The organism is Acinetobacter brisouii CIP 110357, from assembly GCF_000488275.1.
GTDB lineage: Bacteria > Pseudomonadota > Gammaproteobacteria > Pseudomonadales > Moraxellaceae > Acinetobacter > Acinetobacter brisouii.
The window spans coordinates 1075215-1099671 of sequence record NZ_KI530762.1 but is presented as its reverse complement, the minus strand read 5'-3'; the positions used below and the strand labels follow the sequence as shown (position 1 = coordinate 1099671).

The window sequence follows — 24457 nt, the reverse complement described above, 5'->3', positions numbered from 1 at the left end:
ACTTTCTGTCATATAGTTCTTGCCTGACAGTTTGGACAATTTATATCTTTTTCAAATTTAACAATACGTTGCTGCATGGTCAAACCATTCCAAAGGAGCAATTTTTGTTTCAACGGCGTTAAATTCAAGCCTAAATATAACAAAGCATGATGTGCTTGCAAACTCGCCATCACATTGGGAGTAGTTGCCAACACGCCCGAATTGGCACAGCGCAGACTTTCATCCTGACTTTCGGTTTTTGGGAAAATACATTCGTAACAAGCTGAGTCTGCTGTGACCATAAACAGTTGCCCCTCATAGGCAATTGCCGATGCACTAATCAATGGCACAGCCAACTGAGTACATACCTGATTCACCAAATAACGCGTAGCAAATTGGTCACAACCATCGAGCACCAAATCTTGAGATGCAATAAAATCTGCTGCGTTATCTTCGGTGAGTCGGATATTATGAGCTTCAACCTGAATATGTGGGTTAATCTGTTTTAAGCGTTTTGCCAGTGTTTCTGCTTTATAAAAGCCAATATCTTGGGGTTGAAACGCCACTTGGCGCTGTAAATTACTGGTTTCAATCTGATCAGCATCCAGAATTGTCAGCTTACCCACTCCTGCCCGTGTAAGCAGTTCCGCAGTCAGACAGCCTAGCCCCCCAGCCCCAATCAGCAAGACATTGGCGAGTTTGAGCTTTTCCTGAGCATCAATATCCCAGCCATCTAGTAATATTTGTCGGCTATAAAAATGCATTTCATCGTCACTGAGCTGTTGCCAGATTTCGGTTTGCTGATCCATCACGGACAATCCAATTTATGTTGCTGAAAAACAGAGGGCTAAGTGTAGCTTGTTTAGAAAAAAAATAGCATTACTCTTTGCAAATGAACATAAAAATAGACAATTAATAGCCCCATCATTGATCATAATTTTGGCTCTTTCCTTCCCACCCAAAACAGTGTAAAACACTCCTTTAATCTTGGATCATAGTGATCATGTCCTTTCATCTCTGGTTATCTTTCTTTGCTGCATGCTGGGTGATTAGTTTATTTCCTGGTGCGGGTGCAATTGCATCTATGAGCAATGGTTTAAGTCACGGTTTTTTACGTGGACTTTGGAATATTCTGGGGTTGCAACTGGCACTACTGCTTCAGATTTTGATTGTTGCAACAGGTTTAGGAATGTTGCTTAATACCTTTCCTGTAATTTTTCTTGCTGTGAAATGGCTCGGGGTTTTATATCTAATTTACTTGGCATATATACAGTGGAAAGCACCTGTTAACCGCATTGCCATTCACAAAGATCAGCAGCAGTTTTCAGGTTCAATGGCAACACTCAAAGGCTTTTTAATCAATATTAGCAATCCCAAAGCCATTGTATTCTTTTTGGCTATTTTTCCGCAGTTTATTGACCCTAAAGCACCTCAGTTCAAACAATATATGATTATGGCACTGACCATGATTCCAATTGATGTGATCGTGATGTTAGGTTATACGGGTTTAGCTTCGAAGGCTTCAAGTGTATTTCAATCTTATAAAAAGTTAAAAATCGTCAATCGTTTTTTTGCTTCCATGTATGGTGTTGCTGCCATGCTTTTAAGTTTGGTTCGACAAAAAATCTAAACCCGATAGGAATATCTCGGCATGAACGTATTTTATTGTGAGAATTGCAAACATCAGGTGTTTTTCCACAATACAGTATGCCAATACTGTTCGACGGTTTTAGGCTTTCAAGTAGAAACGAACAGCATGGGATCTTTCGCTAAAATCGATGCGCAAACATGGCGAAACCTGAATCCAGAAGATCCTCATCTTTATTATCGTCCTTGTTATAATTATTCGACTTATCAGGCGTGTAACTGGGTCATTCCTGCCGAACAGGATCAACTGTACTGCGAATCCTGTCAGTTAACACATATCATTCCAGACTTATCTGTCGAAAAGAACTTACACTACTGGCGTCATATTGAATCCGCCAAACGCTATTTTTTATATCTCACCAATCAACTGGAAATATTTCCCAAGCCTAAAAAACATCCTGACGATCACCTTGGTTTACAGTTTAATTTCTTAATGCCTTACGATGGGCAACCTGTTATGACAGGTCATGCTCATGGTGTGATTACACTAGATGCCAGCGAAGCCGATGCTGTGATTCGAGTGAAAACCCGACTGGATATGGCAGAGAATTATCGAACTTTAGTTGGGCATTTTCGTCATGAAAGTGGGCATTATTATTTTGATTTAATGCAGCATTTTTTCCCAGAGTGGCTTGAAGGGTTTCGTCAACACTTCGGTGATGAGCGTCAGGATTATGCTCAAGCACTTGAGCGGTATTATGAATATGGTCCAGCCAAAAACTGGTCAGATTTTTATGTCAGTCGATATGCCTGTGCACACCCTTGGGAAGATTGGGCAGAAACGTGGGCACATTATTTACATATGATGGACACGCTCGATACAGCTTATCATGCAGGTCTGAAAATGCAGGGGCAACATGCCATTGACCCTGATCTCCATTTTAAAGAACCACCATTATTGTCTCAGGACTTTGAACATACGCTAAGCAACTGGTTTGCATTAACGTATATTCTAAATGGCTTAAATCGCAGCATCGGACAAGAAGATGCTTACCCATTTACGCTTTCTGGAATTGTGCTGAAGAAATTGCACTTTATTCATCGTAGCCTGCTCGATATTCATCAACGAATTTTCACTCATCAAAATACACATCAAGTATAAAAAGCCTTGAGGTTAACCGAGCAAAATACGCATCTAAAATAAATGACAATTATTGCAAAGATGTTCCCCAATTAAATAACCATGCCGATTTCGCACCTAAGCTATTATCATCCTGAATTTTCTTTTTTAATTCACTAGCCGTCTGGTAATCATTTGGTCCGACCATCACGCGAACACCTTTCGAGGTCATACTTTTCTTAGTAGGATAACCTTTGGCTTTTAATTTAGATACGATGCTGTCGGCATTGGCTTCATTGGCAGCTAGCGCAATCTGAATCATCCAGGTTTTATCACCATGTTCCAGTAGATTGCGGGCTTCCGCACTGGTTAAGCGCTTATTTTTAGCCAGTACAGGGGCCGTAGCTGCCTCTAAGGCCGTATTTAAATCTTCAACCTCAACTTTCGCTTTACTAGCAACTGGATTTGCAGCCCATTCTGACCATGGTTTACACACATAAACACCTTGTTTTTGTGGTAAGGAGAAACAGTACATGTTTTCTTTTTCTAGGTTTGCTGCTGCAAAACAGTTTGCAGAAAAAACCATAGCAAGCATAGAAATAAATATTTTTTTCATAAAGTGTTACTTGGTTCACGTTTTTGATTATTATATACAAAAAAGATACATTTTAAAAACAATTCAAAATATATTGAAAAATACAATATATCTATATGTTTTTTATAAAAAATACTCCAACCATTTAGTAAAAAATATTTCATCTTTCAACAATCAATCCATGTTGGATAGGGCTTTTATTCTCATTTGTATATTTTATACCCATATTTTTCACATGGCTTTATTCATGCAAACATTACCGCAAAAACACCATCCATAAAAAATAGATAAAAATCAATTATATAAATAAATTTTATTTAAACCAGTTAAAAAACACAGCGACTAAAACAAAATCATTTCGATTGAAAAACCGATAGAAATTACAGATTTTTTATTACATTATAGTGAAATAGCTTTTTTATTGAACAAAAGAGCGTATGTGTAAGAACTGGTTCAAAAATAAGGTTTATATGAAAAGGCAAGGTTTTTATATCTCTAAAAATTTGTACATCTCCTAAATAATGTATTTGATGTAACGTTTATTCTTCCCAGATCTGCTTAATCTTAATAAAGTCTTTGTTGTAACAACTAAACTGAATTCGCATAAAAACTCAAACCCAATATCAATATAGCGTGTTTTTTTAATTGGCTATTAGTATACAGTTTATATCGAACTCCACTCCATTATGCTTCAATCGATCACTGTATTTTTTAGGCCTAGATAAAAATGAACATGAGTCATGGAATTTTTTTGCAAATTTTAGCATCTTGTATAATATAAATAGAGGTAAATGGTTTTGGTCACATTCTAGCCATAGGAACGAATTAATCGACTTGTTTCATACGCCCATTTTATTTCTCTTGGGCGTGATTGAAATATATTTAAATATTGTTTGCTCAGTGAGAAAAAAGCTAAACAATGGTGAATGAAGCCTAATCCACTGATCTGGCATAGCATTTGGAGTGTCTCAATTTATAAAAAATAAATGATTAAATTGTTGATAATCAAACCTAAGATTAATTTCTATGCTTTGGAAAAAGTATAATGAAAGATAAAGTTAAGCTGACTTCAGCGAAGCGAACAGCAACACCAACTTTACAACTCACAGCATTAGAAAAAACAATTGCTATTGCTGAGTTTTCTCCAGATGGGATTTTGCAATGGGCAAATAAAAACTATCTCTTTTTATTTCGTATGACTGAAAGTCAGGCAATTGGACGTATTCATCGTAGTTTTTGCCCAACTTCTTTTGCAAAAACAGAATGTTATGATGATTTTTGGTTATCTTTATGCCAAGGTATTCCCTATTCAGGTTTTGTTGAACGGATTCGGGAAGACCAGAGCAGCTGTTGGCTTGAAGCTACCTATACCCCTGTATTGGATCAACATGGAACAGTGATTCAAATTTTAAAAATTGCTACAGATATCAGTGCTCGCTTGCAACATGAGCGAGAGCAGCAATTGTATTTGGATCATCTCTCACTTGCAGCAGATATTAATGATACAGCGGTTCTCATTACAGATAGTTCTTCTCGAATTGTATACTGTAATAAAGGCTTTAACCGTATGTTTGGCTGGGAAAAACATGAGATTTTGGATAAAAGCCCATTCTCTTTATTTACGCACCAACCGCAGGCCAGTGAGTTAAATGAAAACAATACGCTGATAGATGAACAGCTGGTTGTTGCGAAAAATCGACGTTACTGGGCAAAAATTATAAAAAAACCAATCCTTGATCCAGATAACCATCGGAAATATACAATTATCACCTTTTCGGATATTTCCATCACCAAGTTACGTGAAACATTGCAACACAAAGTTTTAGAAGCAATGTCTAAAGAATCTTCACTGACCAATGTTCTTGATATTATTTGTAATGAAGTTGAATTGCTTGCACCAGAAATCACACCATCCATTCTAGAAGTCGATGCACAAGGATTATTGCATCCCATCTCTGCTCCCAATTTACCAGCGCATTATGGTCAAATCATTAACAATGTGCGTATTGGCCCTAGTGTTGGCTCATGTGGTACAGCAGCTTGGCGTGGCAAACCTGTCATTGTAGATGACATTGCAACAGATCCTTTATGGGACCATTATCGTGATGCTATGCATCCTTTGGAGCATACTGCATGCTGGTCAACACCTGTTTTTGACAATCAGCATCAAGTGATTGGTACTTTTGCTTTCTATTTTAAACAGCCACGAAATTTAGAGCTGGAGAGCTTTCACCAACAGATTATCAATGCTTGTAGCAATCTTTGTTCATTGGCATTTGAGCGCGAAAAGACTAAACAGCGCATTCAGCAATTGGCTTTTTATGATGAATTGACAGGTTTAGCCAATCGCAGTTTATTGCTGAGCAAGGCTGATCAGCTCATTACTTCGAGTATTCGCAATAATACGCCTATCGCTGTTTTATATGTTGATCTTGATCGCTTCAAAATAATCAATGATTCATACGGGCATTTTGTTGGGGATGAATTATTGTGTCAGGTTGCTGAACTCTTAAAAAGAAATTTAGGCAGTAATGATATTATTGGGCGAATATCAAGTGATGAATTTGTCATTATCTTACCTGAAAGTAACCATCAGCAAGCGCAAATTGTGATTGAAGAGTTACAACTTCATTTAGCTAAACCCATAAAGATTCATAACTCTATTACGCTGACTATAAGTGCCAGTATCGGGATTGCGATGTTTCCAGATGATGGTCATAACATTGAAGATCTACTACATCGTGCAGATATTGCGATGGATCAGGCAAAAAATAGTGGGCGCAATCAGTTTTGTTTTTTTAGTCATGAAATGAACGAATTATTGCAAGGTCATCTCAAACTGGAAAGAGACCTTCGCCATGCACTCTTCAATCATGAATTAAACCTGCATTATCAACCACAAATTGACTTGGTAACAGGCGAGCTATACGGCATCGAAGCATTGGCTCGCTGGACTCACCCTGAACTTGGTGAAATCTCACCAGAGCGTTTTATTTCCATTGCAGAAGAAAGTGGTTTAATTACCGAATTTGGCTATTGGGTGATTCAAGAAGCTTGTCGCCAACTTACAGAGTGGCGTATGAAGGGTCTAAATGTTCCATCTGTTTCGGTAAACTTATCGCCGACCAGTTTTCACTGTATAAAACTTCCAAATACCCTTGCAGAAATTTTACGGCTGCATGGTTTACAACCACGGGATTTAACCATAGAACTGACAGAAAATGTTTTATTAGATAGTCATCCATGCACTACAAAAATCATCCATGACATTCATCACTTAGGTGTACATCTTTCTATGGATGATTTTGGTACAGGCTATTCAAGTTTAAGTTATTTACGCCGCCTACCTATTTCCGAATTTAAACTTGATCGGAGCTTTGTCGCAGACCTCGAATATGATGAAGTTGCTCAAGCTTTAAGTCAGGCTATTTTAAGTATCGCTAAAACGCTAAAGTTAACCATTATCGCCGAAGGCGTTGAAACACAAGAACAACACCAAATTTTATATCAACAGGGATATTCAGTTGCTCAAGGTTATTTATTTGCTCGCCCACTGTCCGCTTCTGCTTTTGAAACTTGGTTAGACGAATGGGATTTCTCTAACAAAAGATAGATGTTCATTAGGCTGCTTTTATCATGATTTATACCTATTTTATTTTTCTCGCCGAACAGGATTGAAACAGATTTCAATAAGGCACAAGAAAAATAAAATTGCTTGATGAAAATCTATAAATCAGCTTGTGATCGATTAAATATTACAGTTTTTCATAGTCATAAAGAGAGATTTTTTCTCACCCTCTTTTGATTATTTAGAATTTAGGTAAATAAAAATTTTGAGATTTTCTCAAATATATATTTAGAATGTAGTGAATATATGCCTTCTCCTTCAAAAAGCTTATGGCGTGAAAATCTGACACCTGCCTCATTTATTATTTTGGCGAGCACTGGTTTTGTTATTTTTGCAATTGTAATTTACTGGATCATTTTTTTTAACACGCAACGTACCCTTTATCAGCAAACTGAGCAGCAGGCTTGGGTTCGGGTGCGTCAAATCTCCAATGCTGTTTCTGTTCAAGTCCAAACATTATTTACAGGTTTGAACTACAGTATGATTGACATGAAAAATAATTACGAATTGCAGAATAATGCAGCATTTCAACGTGCAATCTACAATGTAAGCCATAGCTATCCGCGAGGTTCTATCACTCAAATTTCGATTGCCGATGCTCAAGGCAAACTGATTTATTCCAATATAAAGCCAATTAAAAATGATAAAAATGCGATGTACATTACAGATCGTGAATATTTTCAGGTTCATTTACATCAAAAAACTGATTTCTATATTAGCTCGCCAGTCAAAGAAAAATTTTCCAATCAGTGGGCAATTCAGTTAACCAAACCATTGTATCGTAACCATAAATTTATTGGTGTGATGATTTTGTCGTTATCTCCAAACTATATTTCACAATATTTCCAGAATATTTTTGATAACCCTATCGATGTCATTTTACTGGCACGCGAAGATGGAACTTATTTAGCGCGCTCGCAGTATCAAGATAAGGTTTTAGGAAAAACACTTCCCAAAGAGCGGCTTAAACTGTTTCGAAATAATGTACAAAATGGTACTTATGAAGCAAAAACTGGCCCAGACCAGCTACAACGCATGTACGCATGGAAGCGAGTTGATGGCTTTCCTCTGATTATCAGTTCAGGAATTGAAAGACAGCATACCTTTGCTGCTTTAGATAATGCTTACCAGCGTAACCTGACCTATAACCTCATTGGTACAGGCTTATTATTGGTGATTGTACTGATTAGTGCGTGGCTCGCCTTACAGCGACAGCGTAACCTCGCCATGCTGGTACAACAAAGACGCCATTTTATGTATTTGGCAAATGAAGTTCCAGGTGGGCTCTTTCAAGTCTGTATTCATCCTGATGGTTCTTTAACATTGCCTTTTACCAATCCGAGCTTCTTTGAATTACATGGTATTCAGCCTTTTTCAGAGCAAAATTTTAAACTGGATTATTTGACTGAATGCATTCACCCCGAAGATATCACTCATGTGTACACTGTGATTAGTGATAGTTTACATAACCAAAAAGCGTGGGATGTGAAATATCGGGTGATTTGCCCAGATGGTTCTATTCGCTGGCTACGCAGCCACGCTAAAGCCCAAATCGAAGAAGATCACAATATTTTATGCCATGGTTATATCCTTGATATTACTCAAGATGAGATATTACAGGAAAAATTACGGCAAAAAGAGGAACATCTGCGTCTGACATTTATGGCAGTGCAAGACGGTTTATGGCAATGGAACTATATTACCGATGAATTGAAATGGGATAAACGCTGCTATGAAATGCTGGGATATGCACATAACGCGTTCAAACTATCTTTTGAAGATTTTCTCAATCTGTTTTTGCACCCGCAAGATCGCGAAACTTTTATGCAGCAGCTTTCTCAACATTTAAAGCATGGGCATGAATTTCGTACTGAAGCTCGTTTAAAAACAGCAGATGGCAGATGGTTATGGGTGGAACTTCGAGGGAAAGTTACCCAGCGCGATGCATCATCGTCACCCACTAAAATGTTAGGCACATACACAGATATTCAAAAACGAGTTGAGCATTCACACTTGGTCAAAGCCGTGCTTGACCGTAGTAACTCTCTGATTGTCGTTACAAGCGCCAAACATGAAATTTTGTATGCCAATGAACGAGCAGCCAAAATTTTTCAGTTACCTTATGGCGAACAAAAAACGAAAATTAGCTTTAGCCATCTGCATAAAAATGATCATACCAATGAAAAACTAATTGAATTATTCAATACCGTACAACAAACAGGTTACGTTCGTGACGAATGGCCTCTGTATATGTATAACAGCACATTAAACTGGTTCGATATTCAAGGTGCTTTACTCGACCCTGAAGACCATTCGGGGAACGCTATCTGGACACTCAACGATGTTGATGCCCGCCATCGCGCAGAATCTGATTTAGTGAAAACCCAACAGCGTCTTGAGGCATTAGTTGAACAGTTTCCTTCAGGAATTCTGGTTGTTGATACCAGTATCGGAGAACGACACCATACTGTTGCAGCGAATCAGATGCTGATTTCGACCTTACAACTTGATTTGTCATTAAATGAGCTCATTGAGCTGCCTACACATGAATTTGAAAAAACCCTTTATCATGTGACTGGATACCACCTCAACCTCACACACAATGATCGAGATGAGAGTTTCAAAAAAACCATTATGCTGGCAGATGGTCGTTATCTCGAAATTGAAAACCTATCTTTAATCAATTCATGCCATTTTCTTGGACAATGCTGGATTTTCCATGATATCACTCCACAAAAAGAGCGAGAGTCGCAACTTGAACTGTTGGCATCAACCGATGCTCTCACAGGAATCAGTAACCGCCGCGCATTTATCAACCGTTTAGCGATTGAGCTTGAGGATATTTCAAAAGGTCTTACAGCTTCTTCTGCCCTGATCATGATTGATATTGACCACTTTAAAATTGTTAATGATACGTATGGGCATGCTATTGGCGACTTAGTTCTCAAGCATTTGGTCAATGTTTTGTCAAAACAGTTAGGAAAAAATGACTTACTCGGGCGCTTGGGCGGTGAGGAATTTGTGATTTTACTCTCAAATACAAATACAACAAAAGCCTTTGAGCGTGCAGAATTTTTCAGGGAAATGATCATGTCTAACCCTGCCACTGTTGTGAATCTTGGCATGATTAACTTTACAATCAGCTTAGGTATTTACATCATTAAACAGCCTGAAAACTCAATTGAAAATAGTCTGGAACGTGCAGATAGCGCCTTATATTTTTCAAAACGAAATGGTCGGAACCGTTCAACTTTATGGCAGGAAAACATGCCGAAAAATAGTAAAAAAATATAGTCAGGAGGCTAGCATCTGTTGAACACCAAGAGAAAAATATGATTTTTTTTATGATTTTATCTTTGTTTTAGGTCAGGTTGTAAAAAAGCCAGCCACATCAGCACACTGGTAAAACATCCTGACCGAAACCGAATTATCATCTTATATTCTAAGTACAACTCATACCTCGAAACAGGTCATCTGTTTCGATTGCAGGAAGCCAAATCAATTACGAATGCAGTCATAGCAAACGTCTATCGTTATTTTAGTGCAATCATTAATACGCCCGTTGTAATCAGCGCAATACCTGCATACTCTTGCCCGCTTGGACGTTCTCCCAAAAATATCACGGCAAAAATTGCAACCAACACCACACTCAGTTTATCAACTGGTGCAACCTGAGAAGCATGCCCCATTTGCAAAGCACGAAAATAGCATAGCCAAGATGCGCCTGTTGCTACAGCAGAAAGGCTGAGAAACAACCACGTTTTCCCACTCAACCATAATGGATTTTGCCATTTTCCTAAAAAACTCACCCATGCCAGTAAAATCAGTACAATCAAAACCGTACGGATCAGGGTTGCAAAATCCGAATCTACACCTTGTAGCCCGACTTTGGCAAAAATTGCGGTTAATGCAGCAAAACTTGCAGACAAAATTGCCCAAAATAACCAATTCGATAACATCTATCGCCTCTCTACATTGTGTTTCAGCCGATTCAGCATACATCGTCAAACTTAAGTCAGGCTTGGCAAAATGTCAGGCATTGGCTTTTGGCATACGCTCAACTTTCCTGATTGTTTAAATACGATCAGAGATAAATTATTGTTACGAAATAATAAGAATATTTTCTGTAATTTTATGAAGGTGAGCTAAATTGCGATATCTGTAACTTGCAGCATGAACAACTTGTGCTACAGTAAAACCAAGAATTAGACCTAAGAGTGTCAACTCAAAGAGAGGCTATAATGAAACGTGTGATTGCTTGTATAGATTCTTCACCCTGTATTAATGCCATTGCAGATGCTGCGGCATGGGTCGCGAAGCAGACACATCGAGAATTGGTGCTATTACAAATTTTGGATTACTATCCAGCCAGTTATCACTTAGGGGAAATTAGTGGTGTCATCGGGTTCGAAAGCAATGCCATGTTGCTCAAAGAACTTGCAGAACTTGAACAAAAACAAAGTGAGCTTGCCGTCAACTATAGCAATAATCTCTTAAATCACATCTCCAACATGATTAAAGAAAAACATGGCATTGATGTCAGTATTATTCAGGAAAAAGGTGACTTTCTTGAACAAAGCTTCAATATTTTAAAAGAAGACGATATTGCAATTATTGGTCGAGTTGGGGAACGTGCTGCAGAAAAAAATAAAGCGATTGGCAGCAATGTTGAAAATTTTATCCGTGGGGCAAAATGTACCATCATGACCATTGGCGATCATTTTAAAGCACCTACCCGATTCATATTTGCTTATGAATATTCACCAACCTGTTTAAAAATGATGCATCGTATTGCCGAAAGCGATTTACTACGCCAACTTCAATGTCACTTGCTTTATGTTGGTGATCATCCAGAAGTACTCAAAGAACCTGAACAATTCCTCAAAGCACAAGGTTTAGATGTCGTAGTTGAGGCACGTTATGGCGATGTCGCAGAAAGCATCATGGAATACCAGCGTCAGCATGGCATTCAATTGGTTTTACTTGGTGCATTTAGTCACAGCAAAATTCATCAATTTTTCTTGGGCAGTATTACGACAACCATTTTCCGAAACTTAAATGTGCCGCTCATTGTCGCCAAATAGTTTTCGTAAAAAGTTGTCCATAGTTATCCGCATAATCTGTGGATAACTCTATGGACAGAATACTTAAGCTATTTATTTTTATATAAAAAAATCAATTGGTGATTTTTTGTTACATTCGCTGTTATTTGACAATTGCAATCGCAAAACCATCGTGCCCTTTACTGCCAACAGTTTGTAAGGCAGTGCATGACAACAAGCGTGGATGGTCTTTTAATGCGCTAAACGTTTCACGAATTCCTTCAATACTCGGTTTATGATTGTCTGGATTAATAATATCGCCTGCACGGATCACATTATCGAGCACAATGACTGTACCAGAACGTGAAAATTGTAAACTTAGTTCCAAATACTCTGGGTAGCTTTGTTTGTCGGCATCAATAAAAATAAAATCAAATGGCTGAGTTTCAGCAGGCAAAGCGCGTAATACATCCGCAGCACGCCCCACTTTGAGTTCAACTTTTACAGGATAATTGGCTTGATCAATATTGTGCTGGGCCATGGCAGCATGGGTATCGCGCCCTTCAATCGTGAGTAAATAACCATCTTCTGGCAACGCTCGTGCCAACCATGCCGTACTATAAGCGGCAAATGTCCCCAGTTCCAAAACACGCTTGCAATGATTCATCTGTATCAGCATTTGCAACAACATGCCCTGATTTGGCGCTACTGCCAGATGATTTGAAAAACCATGCTCGGCAGTATTTTCAATAATTTTTTGCAGTTTTGGATCTTCAGAAATTAAATGTGACTCGATGTATTCATCTAACGCTGTCCACATTTCTTGCATGATTGGCACACCTTATTTACGATCAGGTCATTGTATACATTTATGCTATGAGTTCAATTTCTCAGAAAAAAAAGAGACCAAAATGATCTCTTTTAAGCACGAGCGATGTAGCCACTACACATAGAAGAGCTACGACTCAAGTTAGGTCCCCAAGTTCGATAGCCTTGCGTATCAATATGAATTTGCCCTGATGCATACAGTCCCAAGCCCATATTCAGGTTTTGTCCATACTGTGTCCAAAACTGACACAACTTGAACTTGGTATTTTCAATAAATGCCAGATCCCTCGGTTGTGGATACTTCTCACCGATACGAAAATCGATTGCTGAATTAAATAAATGACGTGAAGAGTTGGCCCCACCTGCACAATGGTTGGTTGGCATGTCACGATAGACTGATGTTACTTCAAAGTCAGTCAACACTTTGGTTGCAACCAAGTATTTAAACACGCGCAATGTGGCAACCTGATTTTCCCATAATTCGCGATTTGGTACGGCGTATTCGGAACTACTACATTTTTGCCAGTCACGCGCACTACGCAATAATTCAAACGCTGGAATAATATTGCCCACATGTTGCTGGTCTAAAAATTTTTCATATTCATAAGCGTGTTGGCGATTATTGCCTTGCGCTAACCATAGATTATAAGAATCAGGCACCACTTTCGGTGGAACGAGTCGTTCATTGGAGACCTGCTCCTCGGGAATATGAATACGTTTACCCGTTTGTGAATAATTGTAGCCTGTTTGTTGCGTTGTAGTGGTACAGCTCACCAGAAATAACGAAACCACACCTGTGGTGAACAGATGCTTTGATACAGATTTAATCATTGAAAATAAAACAGAGGGAGTACAATATGACTAACATTGTAATCCAATTCAGAGCTGTAAAATTGAATTTTTTTAAATGAAATGTGAATTTTTTGTATAAAAAAAGATCAGCTTTCGCTGATCTTTTGCAATTATTTTTCTAAATATTGTAATTTATCTGCTTTACCGTTCCACTCTTCACGGTCTGCTGGCTGATCACCGATTTGGGTGATGTTCGGCCATTTTTGTGAAAGCTCAGCATTCAATTCAATAAAGACGTCTTGGCCTTCTGGCAACTCATCTTCTGAGAAAATTGCATTGGCTGGACATTCTGGTTCGCATAGTGCGCAGTCGATACATTCATCAGGGTTAATTACAAGGAAATTTGGACCTTCATAGAAGCAGTCTACTGGGCATACTTCAACGCAGTCTTGATATTTACATTTAATACAGTTTTCAGTGACAACAAAGGTCATGGCGACAGCTACCTAAAAAATATGGTTTCGATCAATTGCGCTATTGTAGGCAAAAAACCCCTGAACAAACAATTCCTTTTATTGATATTAATTATATAAAAGGCTGTTAATTTAAATTAAAACTGATTGATTCTCATTCACAACCAGTTTTATTTTAAACAAATCGGATTATTCAACAGGCTTTTTGGCTAACGCTTTTAATTCATACAGTTGCTCAAGTGCCTGACGTGGCGTCAGATTATCAACATCAAGCTGCTGTAAATAATCTAAAGCAGGTGAAGCCACCTCAATTTCAACTGTTTTTTCAACAATCTCAATTTCAGGTTCAAGCTGCATAAACAAATCACTTTGTACCGAAGTCTGTAAGTGCTGTTGTTGCTGCTTTTCCAAAATCTTGAGACGTTTTTGAGCATCCTTAATGACACTCGCAGGAATCCCCGCCAATTTTGCCACTTGCAAACCATGACTTTGACTGGCTGGACCTTGTTGCACTTTATGCAGCAAGATGAGCTGACCATTCAGCTCTTTTGCCGTAACGTGATAGTTGTCAATGCCCGCTTCTTGTGCCAGTTCAGTCAGCTCAAAATAATGCGTAGCAAACAAACACAAGCATTTCACACGTTTGGTTAAGTCAAGCACACATGCCCAAGCCAGAGACAAGCCATCATAGGTACTGGTTCCGCGCCCGACTTCATCCATGAGCACCAAAGACTGATGGGTGGCGTGATGCAGAATTTGTGAGGTTTCCGTCATTTCTACCATAAAGGTCGATTTGCCTGTCGACAAATCATCCGCTGAGCCAATACGGGTAAATATACGGTCAATCGGTCCAAGCTGTGCTGCCTGTGCAGGCACAAAGCTACCGCAATAGGCCAGTAAACTAATCAGTGCCGTTTGACGCATAAAAGTCGATTTACCGCCCATGTTCGGCCCAGTAATAATCGCCATCCGATGCTGCACGTCCAAGAAAGTATCGTTAGGTGTATATGGTGCTTTATTGAGTGCTTCAACTACAGGATGACGTCCTGCGGTAATCTTGATGCCAATTTCAGGGCTAAAGCTTGGACGCGCCCATGTATATAAGCGCGCTTGCTCAGCAAAATTACTCAGGACATCCACTTGAGCAATTGCCGCACTCATCATCTGTAAATTGGCAATGTTTTGGCGCAAGGTTTCAAGTAAGGCTTCAAACAGCATTTTCTCCCGTGCCAACGCCCGTGATTCACTCGACAGCACTTTATCTTCAAAACCTTTCAGCTCTGGTGTGATATAACGCTCGGCATTTTTTAAGGTCTGACGGCGAATATAATCGGCAGGCGCTTGCTCGGCCTGAGCGCGCGTCAGTTCAATGTAATACCCACTGACACGGTTATAACCAATTTTTAAAGTGTTGATGCCTGTACGTTCACGTTCTTTAATTTCCAGATCAATCAAAAACTGTCCTGCATGATCACGAATTTGGCGAAGTTCATCCAGTTCAGTATCGTAGCCTTCTGCAATTACATTGCCATCACGTAGTAATACAGGTGGATGTTCAACAATCGCTGCCATGAGCTCTTGATGGAGTGCTTTAAAATCACCAAGCTGTTGATCTAAATCATTTAAAAGTACTGATTTTTGTGACTGAATCACAGGTTGCAATGCATGACGTAACAATGGAATCTGCGCACAGGCATGACGTAACTGCACCAAGTCACGTGGGCGCGCACTGCCAAGTGCCACACGACTCAACACTCGTTCAATATCGCCAATTTCTTTGAGTACTAAACGTACAGGTGTTTCATGGTAGCCCTGTAACAATTGTTCAATCGCATCTAAACGCTGATCGAGTAATGCAGTATCACGAATCGGTTGCATCAAAGTACGGCTGAGCAAGCGTCCACCCATTGCCGTTTGACAATGGTTAATCAGTTGAAATAAAGACGTGCCATGTTCAAATAACGGCTCAATAATTTCAAGGTTACGACGCGTCACTGGGTCAAGCGCGATAAAGTCACTCGACTGTTCCAGTTGAATGGAACGGATATGCGGCAGCGCGGTTTTTTGAGTTTCTTTGGCGTAGTGAATCAACGCAGCAGCAGCAGCTTTCGCTAAAGGTAAATGATCAATCCCAAAACCCGACAATGTTGCCACTGCAAACTGGTCGCATAAGGTTTTTTGGGCATTGTTTAAATTAAAATCGACATTTGGGCGCTTGGTAATCGGGCAGTCCAGCTGTTTTTTAATGACTTCTAAAATGTTTTGATCAACCAGATCTTCATCAATCACGATTTCACTTGGCATCAGGCGTGCCAAATCAATTGGTAGCTGCTCAGCCGTGTAAGTTTGTTGTTGGACTTTAAAAATACTGGCACTTAAATCCAGTAAGGCGATTCCGATCTGGTTTTGCTGAATGCATAACGCGACCAAATTCGAAGACTGATAGCTGCCAAGCAATGCATCATCGGTCAATGTTCCTGGCGTTAAAATCCGTACAACTTTACGCTCTACAGGCCCCTTACCTGTCACCTCGCCAACCTGTTCGCAGATCGCAACTGTTTCGCCTGCCTTGACCAAACGCGCCAAGTACCCTTCTGCGGCATGATATGGTACACCCGCCATTGGAATTGGTTCACCATTGGTTTTGCCACGGTGAGTTAAGGTAATTCCGAGTAATTTTGCGGCTTTGTGGGCATCGTTAAAAAATAATTCGTAGAAATCCCCCATGCGGTAAAATACCAAAGCATGTGGATGCGCCATTTTTACTTTTAGGTATTGCTGCATCATTGGGGTATGGGAGGAAAGATCAGCCATGATTTTACTGTCTGTCATATCAATTCATGCCTTTAAAATTTCAAAATTAAAATGCGTAAAAGTTTGGCTTACTAACCAATGTAAGTGGCGCATTTTAGCAAAAACTCACTCCCGACCACACCGTAAAGCGAAATAATCTCAACAAATGTCTAAAACCTCAGCTTGGATGCCCTGTTCTTTTTCGCTAGAATGCGCGTTCCGAAAATAAACCATTTTAAAATAATGAATAAATACAGTTTTTAGCACTACTTTATTGACGTCTAAGCACGCTGCTCATCAAAAGCAGCAATGATATGAAATAAATGATTTATCTGAAGAAAAGTGAGCAACGCAAAAACATGAATTTAAAATAAAGACGATCAATAACGACGAGTCGATGTATCTATCTGTTATTGAGTTAAATGAGATCGCCAGAAAACATAAGCTTTCTGGCAATTCACATTTTAAATCTTAGTAAACATCACGGCGGTAACGCCCGGCATCACGTAACTGCTGCAATAGTTCTGTACCTAAAATATCTTCTAAAGCATGATCAACATCTGTTGCCATCCCCTGAATACTGCCACAAACATACAGTACCGCACCGTCAGCAATCCAGTTTTTTAATACCTCAGCTTGTTCACGTAAACGGTGATGAACATATTGTTTTTCAGCCTGATCACGCGAAAATGCTAAATCTAAATGTTGCAGCATACCTTCGGCTTGCCAAGCTTCCAGTTGGTTTTGATAGAAATAATCATGCTCATGCTGACGTTCACCAAAAATCAGCCAGTTACGACCACGATTTTGCTGGATGCGCTGTTTCAATAAACTTAATAAACCTGCAATACCTGTCCCATTACCAATACAGATAATAGGTCGATCATCTTCAATCAGATGGAATGATGGATTACTGCGAATCGCAATCGCCATCTCTTGACCGATCACGCTATGCTGAGTCAGCCAGCCTGAACCTAAACCGAGTCGTCCCTGAGCATCTGACTGCTGGCGTACCACCAACTGTAGACACTGTTGTGCAGGAATACTGGCGATTGAATACTCGCGCCGCGGCAATTCAGGTAATTGTTCGAGCAATTCATCCAGCGTGGCATAAGCACAAATCGGCTGGGTTAAATCTTTGCTACGTAACACTTCAAAAATCGTCTTACCTTGACTGGTCAGGGTTTCTGCTGAAATAGATTGCTGCTGTAAAAATTCCTGAATACGTTCAACGCTGTTTTGTGGCTGGGTTTCAGCGATATCCCCCGCCTGCCATGTCACATCGGCTGTAGTTTGCAATTCCAGATGAAAGGCGGGCGCACCTAGACTGTTTGGGTTCAATAATTCACGTTTGCTCAGTGTCCATGTTTCAAATTGCTTTTTAATTTCAACTTGCTGAACATCACTTGCCGTAACTTCTGCTAAAGCCTCATACCACTGCTGAATCTCTTTTGGATTGGCATTATTGACTTCTATCAACTCAAATAGTGGATTCGCACCTTGTCGAGCCAACCATGTATCCACGGCATGACCAAACTGGCAGAAACTTTCAGGGTACTCTTTGGAACCCAAAGCCAGCACCGCATAATTTAACTGAGCCAAATCTGCACGATGCTTCATCAATTGCTTACTGAAACCAACCGCCAGATCAGGTGCTGAACCTGTACCATAAGTACTGACAATAAACAGTGCCTGCTGGGCTTGTTGCAAATCTTGAGCTGTTAACTGCTGTACAGATTTGACCACAACTGCATAACCTGCCTGTTGCAAAGACTTGGCTGTTGCCAAAGCCAATTGCTCAGCCGTGCCCGTTTGGGTTGCATAGCTAATCAGCCACGCCTGCTCAGTCAAGACTGCATGTTCTGATCCTAAATCACCACGTGCCGCCTGAGTCAGACGTTTTTGCTTGCGACGTTTTAGGTACAACATCCAGCCTGTAACAAAGAATAATGGCATTGTCAGTGCTGCCAGCATGGCAAAAAATTGATATACAGGGCCAAAGAAACTGCCACGATGCACAGGCAACATGCTTGACATGATTTTCTCATTGAGCTTTTTATTGGCATACAAATCAACTTTTTCCAGTTGATTGTTTTTGAGATTAAATACGGCGCTGTTACGTGCGCGTTCATTTTGTGGAATCGCATCAACAAATGAAATTTTTACTCGCCCATCTGCCTGCTGCGGCACAGTCAAAGTGACACTCGAATAATCGCGGGCAATCTGAGTATTAAAACCTGCCCATGCTTGATTTAATTGTTGCTGAACCAATACATTGGACAATGTAGAACCTTGCTGTTCAGCTTCTGGTACACGTTGTGGTCGCTGAGCGTCTGGACCTCGTTGCTGCATACCTTTTGCTGGACGCCCTTCAGGCTTCTCCTTTCCTCCCGCACGGGTATTTTCCACACCCATGACTTTAAACATACCTGCACGCCACCAGTCATACGACCAGAACAGCCCTGTACATGCAAACGTCAGATAAAACACCATGACCCATGTACCAACCACCGCATGCAAATCCCACAAAAAATTACGTCCTTTCAGGTGCGGCTTAATGGCAAACCACTGTTTAAAAGAATGCTTTTTGGGAAATCTTAAATACAAACCACTGAGCACAAAGAAGATTAAAATCAGAGTACAGGCACCCGTCAACTGCTTACCAAATTCACCAGCAGTCAAAGTACGGTGAAACTGCTCAATAAAACGGAAAAATGCCTGCCCCTTAATTTCGGGAAGAACCTCAGCCGTATATGGGTTCACCATCATGTCATAACCACGACGCTCACCTTGTTTTTGGATATTGACCACCGAAGATTCTGTCGGTGACTTGGTCACACTGATACTGTTGATCTCTATCTTAGGTTGCTGCTGTTTAAAATGAGAAAATAATTCAGCAGGTGTCAGTTTGGCGTGTGGCTGTTCTATCACAGAATAACTTTCTGGATTAATCAGCTTGGTTATTTGTGGCTGATAGGAAAAAATAGCACCACTGACACCCATGAGTGACAAAATCAGACCTGCGGTGATACCAAAAAACCAGTGAATCTGGAACAGTGTTTTTTTCAGCATATTATTTATTGAATAGGTTCATTAAAATTGAAATAAATTATACCGAATATCTGTGTAAATAATATGGATTTACATTCTCATTTAGAAAGATAATCAGAAATTGCTTATAGCCGACAGCTCAAGCCATCTACTACCCGTGAAATGAGAGCCTATTCATTTCGCTCTGATATCATCCGGTATTTCTTTCCTCAAAAGATTAATTTCTCCACAAGCATTAGAAATCAATAGATCTACAAAGTTCAGTAGTAAATAACATACTCCGTATTTTTGAATTTTTCTGTGCATTTTAGTTGTTAGTTTTATTGCACATGAGCAATTTGACAGCTCAGCTCCTTCAAAAGATTTAGCAACATATTTGGCTAGATCTTGTCACCTTTATAAAGCCAGACTCGTGTTCAGATTCAAAAAATAAAATAGATATATCTTTTTTATTGTGTAAAATAGATATATCTTTTTTTATTTCTAATTTTCCTATGCGTGGTAAATCCAATCACAAAGGTTTTGGGCATGGCGGTTTACGTTGGGTGGTTTTACATCTGATTGCCCAAAAACCTAGACATGGCTATGAACTGATCAAAGCCATCCAAGAAATGACCAACGGCGACTACAGCCCAAGTGCAGGTATGATCTACCCCTTACTGACTGAATTACAGGAAAAACAACTAATCCGCATGCAAGTCTGCGCAGAAGATGCACGTAAACAAAGTTATCAGATGACTGAACTTGGTCATCAGGTGATCGATGCGTATAAAGAGCATATTCAGGAAATCTTGAACCGAATCAACATTCGTGCACAACAACCGAAATTGGTTATCGATACTTTACATATATTAAAAAAAGAGGTGCGTGAAGTATTGGCAGGTCGCCCACTGAACGCCGAAGAAGCAGAGATTTTTGTAAATGCACTCAAAACCGCTGCAACGACATTACAACAACTAAAACAGGATACAAGAGTGAAAACCAGTACAGCAACGCTCGATAAAAAACCTTACCGTGTGCGCCATCACCTCAAATTTCGTATTGTGACAGTTCAAGATATTTTCAATATTAGCCCAAGCCTGATTCGTATTGTATTTCAAGGTGAAGATCTCGCCGACTTTAAAAGCGAGAGTTTTGATGACCATGTCAAACTGTTCTTCCCAGATGCGGCAACAGGACATTTGCTCAAACCTGAAATGACTGAACAAGGCTTAAAATTTGCCGATGACATTAAACCGATTACACGTGACTACACCCCTCGCCTGTTTGATCTTGACGCAAAAACACTGGCGATTGATTTTGTAATTCATGATGCGGGGCCTGCAACCAAATGGGCACAGCATGCAAATATTGGTGATCAAATTGCCATCGGTGGTCCTCGCAGTTCAATGGTCATTCCAATGGTATATCAACATTATGTCTTAATGGGTGATGACACTGCCTTACCTGCAATTGCACGGCGTTTAGAGGAACTTCCTGCATCGGCTCAGGCAACAGTAATTATCGAAGTGAATTCGCCAGCCGATGAAATTGTTCTGGATTCGGCGGCTAAAGTTCAGGTCACTTGGTTACACCGTGAAGGTCAAGCCAGTGGTCAGGTGACTTTATTTCAGCAAGCATTACAAAACCTGTCTTTGCCACAGCAGAATTATTTTATCTGGCTGGCTGCAGAAACTCAGGTCGCACGCCAGTTGCGTAAAATACTGGTAGAACAGTATCAGGTGGCAAAGCATGCGATTAAAGCGGCAGGTTACTGGCAACGCGGTACATCGAGCGCGCATACAGTCATTGATGACGAATAAATTTTTTGATCGTTATTTTCAGACTCTAGACTCTCAAAACACTGAGTTGCTGATAGGTGATGAACGAATCCAACATCAGTAGCGCCACAATCACCTTTTATTTTGGTATTTCTCATGCAACAAAAGCCATTTTCTCTGTTGTGGATCGCAGTGCTTGCCGTACTCACGGCATTGGGGCCATTCTCTATTGATATGTATCTGTCTGCACTCCCCACCATGGCAAAAGATTTATCGGTGAGCACTGCACAAATTGCCAATAGTTTACCCGCTTACTTTATTGGTCTGGCATTGGGACAGCTCGTTTACGGCCCTGTGAGCGATCATTTTGGGCGGCGTAAACCATTATTTTTTGGTTTGACGCTCTATGTTTTGGCAAGTGCAGTGTGCGTGTTTGCCATGCACCTTGAAGTCTTGCTGATTGCACGTATTGCCCAAGCGCTAGGTGGCTGTGTTGGTGTAGTCGTGGCTCGCTCTGCAATTCGTGACCGACTTAATGGTACAGATGCTGCACATGCCTTTTCACTATTGATGATTGTTCAAGGGGTTGCACCAATTGTTGCCCCGCTTATCGGTAGCCTAATGCTGTGGGCGTTTAACTGGCGCTCTATTTTTGTAGTGCTGTTGGTTTTGGGCCTCATCAGTATGACCGTGTCATATTTTAGATTTCCTGAAACCCTCCCCCCTGAACGTCGCCAAAAACATACGGTTGGTTCTGCACTGAAAAGTTATATCTACTTATGCCAAGACCGCAGCTTTATTGTGCCTGCTGTCGCCAGTGGGATTTTAATGGGCATGCTGTTTACCTATATCAACAGCGCTTCAGAAATCTTGATTGATCATTTAGGCGTCAGCTCAGGTATATTTGCCCTGTTATTTGGGGTGAATGCCTGCGGGATTATTGCAGTTTCCAACCTTAATCGCTTTCTAATCAAACGCTATGATTCACTCGAGCTGTTAAAGTTAGGCTCAAGCATACAATTTTTAGGTGCAATTGTTCTAAGCGCTTTTGTGTTTAGCCAACATATTGCTCTTTGGAGTGTGATGCTGGGTCTGTTCATGATTGTGGCATGTGTCGGTTTTATTGGCCCCAATGCAACTGTTCTGGCTTTGTCCAAACAAGGACAGCGCGCTGGTCAGGCCAGTGCCCTGCTCGGTGCATTACAATTTGCCTTTGGACTGGTTTCAGGTGCAATTTTGTATCTTCTACCACTAAAACTCGAAGTTTCGGTCAGCATCGTGATGATCTTATATAGTGTGATTGGCGGCATACTGGTTCGGCAAATTCAACCGATGAAATCTCATCACATTGCTTAAAAGAGATATAAAAAAAGACCTTGTTCAACAAGGCCTTTTTATAAATCAAAACTATTTTGGCAGATCAGAACTTTGCCAACCTCCACCCAGCGCAGTAATGAGTGCCACGCTGTTTTGCAATTGGGTCGACTGGAGCTGTAACAAGCTTTGTTCGCTTGATAAACGTGTGGCTTCAGTTGACGCAACATTGGTATAGTCAATCACGCCTGCATTGTACTGGTTACGTATAATCCGCGCGGTTTCAGTTGCCGCTGCCAAAGACTGGCTAGTATGTTGCACTTCTTTGCTTAGACTTGTGCCTTCTGCCAAATAGTCTTCAATATTCTGCATGGCTTCAAGCACCGTCTGCTTATAGTTCGCCACTGACGCATCATAAGCAGCTCGTGCTTGTTTCACTTTGGCTTTGTTTGCGCCAAAATCAAATACCGTTTGTGTTGCAGAAGCACCCAATGACCAGAGCAAGTTTTGCGCGCTGATCAAATTGGATAAACTACTTGCTGAATAGCCGCTTGAACCTGATAGCGTAATGTCAGGAAAATATCCCGTAATCGCTATACCAATAGCTTCATTTGCCGCAGCTACACTACGCTCAGCAGATGCAATATCGGGACGGCGTTCAAGTAAGCGACTGGGTAAAGTCAGTGGTATGCTTGGAGGTTTAGGCAATGCCGCCTGACTGACTGGAAGATCAAATTCGGCAGGCATTTTCCCGATGAGGATGGCAATGGCATGTTCATACTGGGCACGTTGCCAAACCAAATCTTCACGTGCTGACTTGGCACTATACAGCGACTGCTCAGCCTGAGTCAGATCGGACTTGGCAATCACGCCTTCTTTATATTTGGCCGCCAAAACCTTACGATAACGCGTATAGGTGTCAATCGTTTTGTCATACAGGGCAATACGTTTGTCCAGAACCCGCAGCGCAAAATAATCCTTCGCTAACGTGGTTTGTGCGCTTAAAGTAGCATTGGCAAGGTCTGCTGCACTAGCTTGTGCCGAGGCTTGATTTTCACGTACGGTGCGTTTCAGTTTACCCCAGACATCCAGCTCCCAGCTCAAACTCGCCTTGGCACTATAACTGTTACTCGGCTTCGCCTGACTTTGTTCGCTACGCGTAGCACCGCCTGTCGCGCCTATACTCGGATACTGATCGGCTTTCGCCTGTGATACCAATGCCGCAGCCTGTTCATACTTGGCAACGTACTGGGCAATATTCTGGTTTGACAGTACCACTTGCTGCTGTAAGCGATTTAAAGTTGCATCTTGGTAAATTTCCCACCACGCGCCACGAGTTTGCTGATCTTGTGGCTGAGCGACTTTCCAGCCTTGCACTTCCTTATAAGTCACAGGCATTGAAATCTCAGGCTTGGTATAATTTGGGCCTACGGTACAACCTGAGAAAATCGGCAACGCACAACATAAAGCGAGGCATAATTTATTTTTTAACATA

16 protein-coding genes are annotated in these 24457 nt (G+C 40.6%); 7 read left to right on the top strand and 9 right to left on the bottom strand.

What is annotated here, in order from left to right; translation table 11 throughout:
- Positions 1-8: 8 nt before the first annotated feature.
- Complete coding sequence (locus P255_RS05145; RefSeq protein ID WP_004901134.1) at positions 9-788, bottom strand: HesA/MoeB/ThiF family protein; 780 nt, start codon at positions 786-788, stop codon at positions 9-11.
- 194 nt (positions 789-982) lie between these two features.
- Between P255_RS05145 and P255_RS05140 the strand changes: the two genes are divergently transcribed.
- Positions 983-1609, top strand: coding sequence for a LysE family transporter (locus tag P255_RS05140; protein ID WP_004901132.1), 627 nt, complete (start codon positions 983-985; stop codon positions 1607-1609).
- A gap of 21 nt (positions 1610-1630) precedes the next feature.
- A complete protein-coding gene (locus P255_RS05135; RefSeq protein WP_004901129.1) occupies positions 1631-2728 on the top strand; it encodes a zinc-binding metallopeptidase family protein in 1098 nt (365 codons plus the stop codon).
- A 49-nt stretch (positions 2729-2777) separates the two neighbouring features.
- Here P255_RS05135 and P255_RS05130 read toward each other — a convergent pair whose 3' ends face one another.
- Complete coding sequence (locus P255_RS05130) at positions 2778-3302, bottom strand: SPOR domain-containing protein (RefSeq protein WP_004901126.1); 525 nt, start codon at positions 3300-3302, stop codon at positions 2778-2780.
- Between the two features lie 1024 nt (positions 3303-4326).
- Here P255_RS05130 and P255_RS05125 point away from each other — a divergent pair.
- Both P255_RS05125 and P255_RS05120 read left to right on the top strand, forming a co-directional pair.
- Positions 4327-6894, top strand: coding sequence for a bifunctional diguanylate cyclase/phosphodiesterase (locus P255_RS05125; RefSeq protein ID WP_004901125.1), 2568 nt, complete (start codon positions 4327-4329; stop codon positions 6892-6894).
- Between the two features lie 261 nt (positions 6895-7155).
- The gene (locus P255_RS05120) at positions 7156-10203 is read left to right on the top strand and encodes a diguanylate cyclase (RefSeq protein ID WP_004901119.1); all 3048 of its coding nucleotides are present in this window, start codon (positions 7156-7158) and stop codon (positions 10201-10203) included.
- A 239-nt stretch (positions 10204-10442) separates the two neighbouring features.
- Here the strand turns inward: P255_RS05120 and P255_RS05115 are convergent, their stop codons facing one another.
- Positions 10443-10868 (bottom strand): EamA family transporter, encoded by a 426-nt coding sequence (locus P255_RS05115; RefSeq protein ID WP_004901117.1) that lies wholly within the window; start codon positions 10866-10868, stop codon positions 10443-10445.
- A 282-nt stretch (positions 10869-11150) separates the two neighbouring features.
- Here P255_RS05115 and P255_RS05110 point away from each other — a divergent pair, with 282 nt between their 5' ends.
- Positions 11151-11993 (top strand): universal stress protein, encoded by an 843-nt coding sequence (locus tag P255_RS05110; RefSeq protein WP_004901114.1) that lies wholly within the window; start codon positions 11151-11153, stop codon positions 11991-11993.
- Between the two features lie 121 nt (positions 11994-12114).
- On the opposite strand, the gene P255_RS05105 is transcribed toward P255_RS05110, so the two are convergent.
- From P255_RS05105 to P255_RS05085, 5 genes are all read right to left on the bottom strand, one after another.
- Positions 12115-12780, bottom strand: coding sequence for an O-methyltransferase (locus tag P255_RS05105; protein ID WP_004901111.1), 666 nt, complete (start codon positions 12778-12780; stop codon positions 12115-12117).
- 92 nt (positions 12781-12872) lie between these two features.
- On the bottom strand, positions 12873-13610 hold the full coding sequence (locus P255_RS05100) for a D-Ala-D-Ala carboxypeptidase family metallohydrolase (protein WP_004901109.1): 738 nt from the start codon (positions 13608-13610) through the stop codon (positions 12873-12875).
- A gap of 131 nt (positions 13611-13741) precedes the next feature.
- Positions 13742-14065, bottom strand: coding sequence for a ferredoxin FdxA (gene fdxA, locus P255_RS05095; RefSeq protein ID WP_004901107.1), 324 nt, complete (start codon positions 14063-14065; stop codon positions 13742-13744).
- Positions 14066-14233: 168 nt separating this feature from the next.
- A complete protein-coding gene (gene mutS / locus P255_RS05090) occupies positions 14234-16876 on the bottom strand; it encodes a DNA mismatch repair protein MutS (RefSeq protein ID WP_004901105.1) in 2643 nt (880 codons plus the stop codon).
- Between the two features lie 432 nt (positions 16877-17308).
- Complete coding sequence (locus P255_RS05085; RefSeq protein WP_004901103.1) at positions 17309-19909, bottom strand: PepSY domain-containing protein; 2601 nt, start codon at positions 19907-19909, stop codon at positions 17309-17311.
- 473 nt (positions 19910-20382) lie between these two features.
- Here P255_RS05085 and P255_RS05080 point away from each other — a divergent pair, with 473 nt between their 5' ends.
- Positions 20383-21690 (top strand): SIP domain-containing protein, encoded by a 1308-nt coding sequence (locus tag P255_RS05080; protein WP_004901102.1) that lies wholly within the window; start codon positions 20383-20385, stop codon positions 21688-21690.
- 114 nt (positions 21691-21804) lie between these two features.
- Positions 21805-23004: a multidrug effflux MFS transporter gene (locus P255_RS05075; protein ID WP_004901093.1), complete on the top strand. Its 1200-nt coding sequence runs from the start codon at positions 21805-21807 to the stop codon at positions 23002-23004.
- A 51-nt stretch (positions 23005-23055) separates the two neighbouring features.
- Here the strand turns inward: P255_RS05075 and P255_RS05070 are convergent, their stop codons facing one another.
- Positions 23056-24456, bottom strand: coding sequence for an efflux transporter outer membrane subunit (locus P255_RS05070; RefSeq protein WP_004901092.1), 1401 nt, complete (start codon positions 24454-24456; stop codon positions 23056-23058).
- Position 24457: the final 1 nt, after the last annotated feature.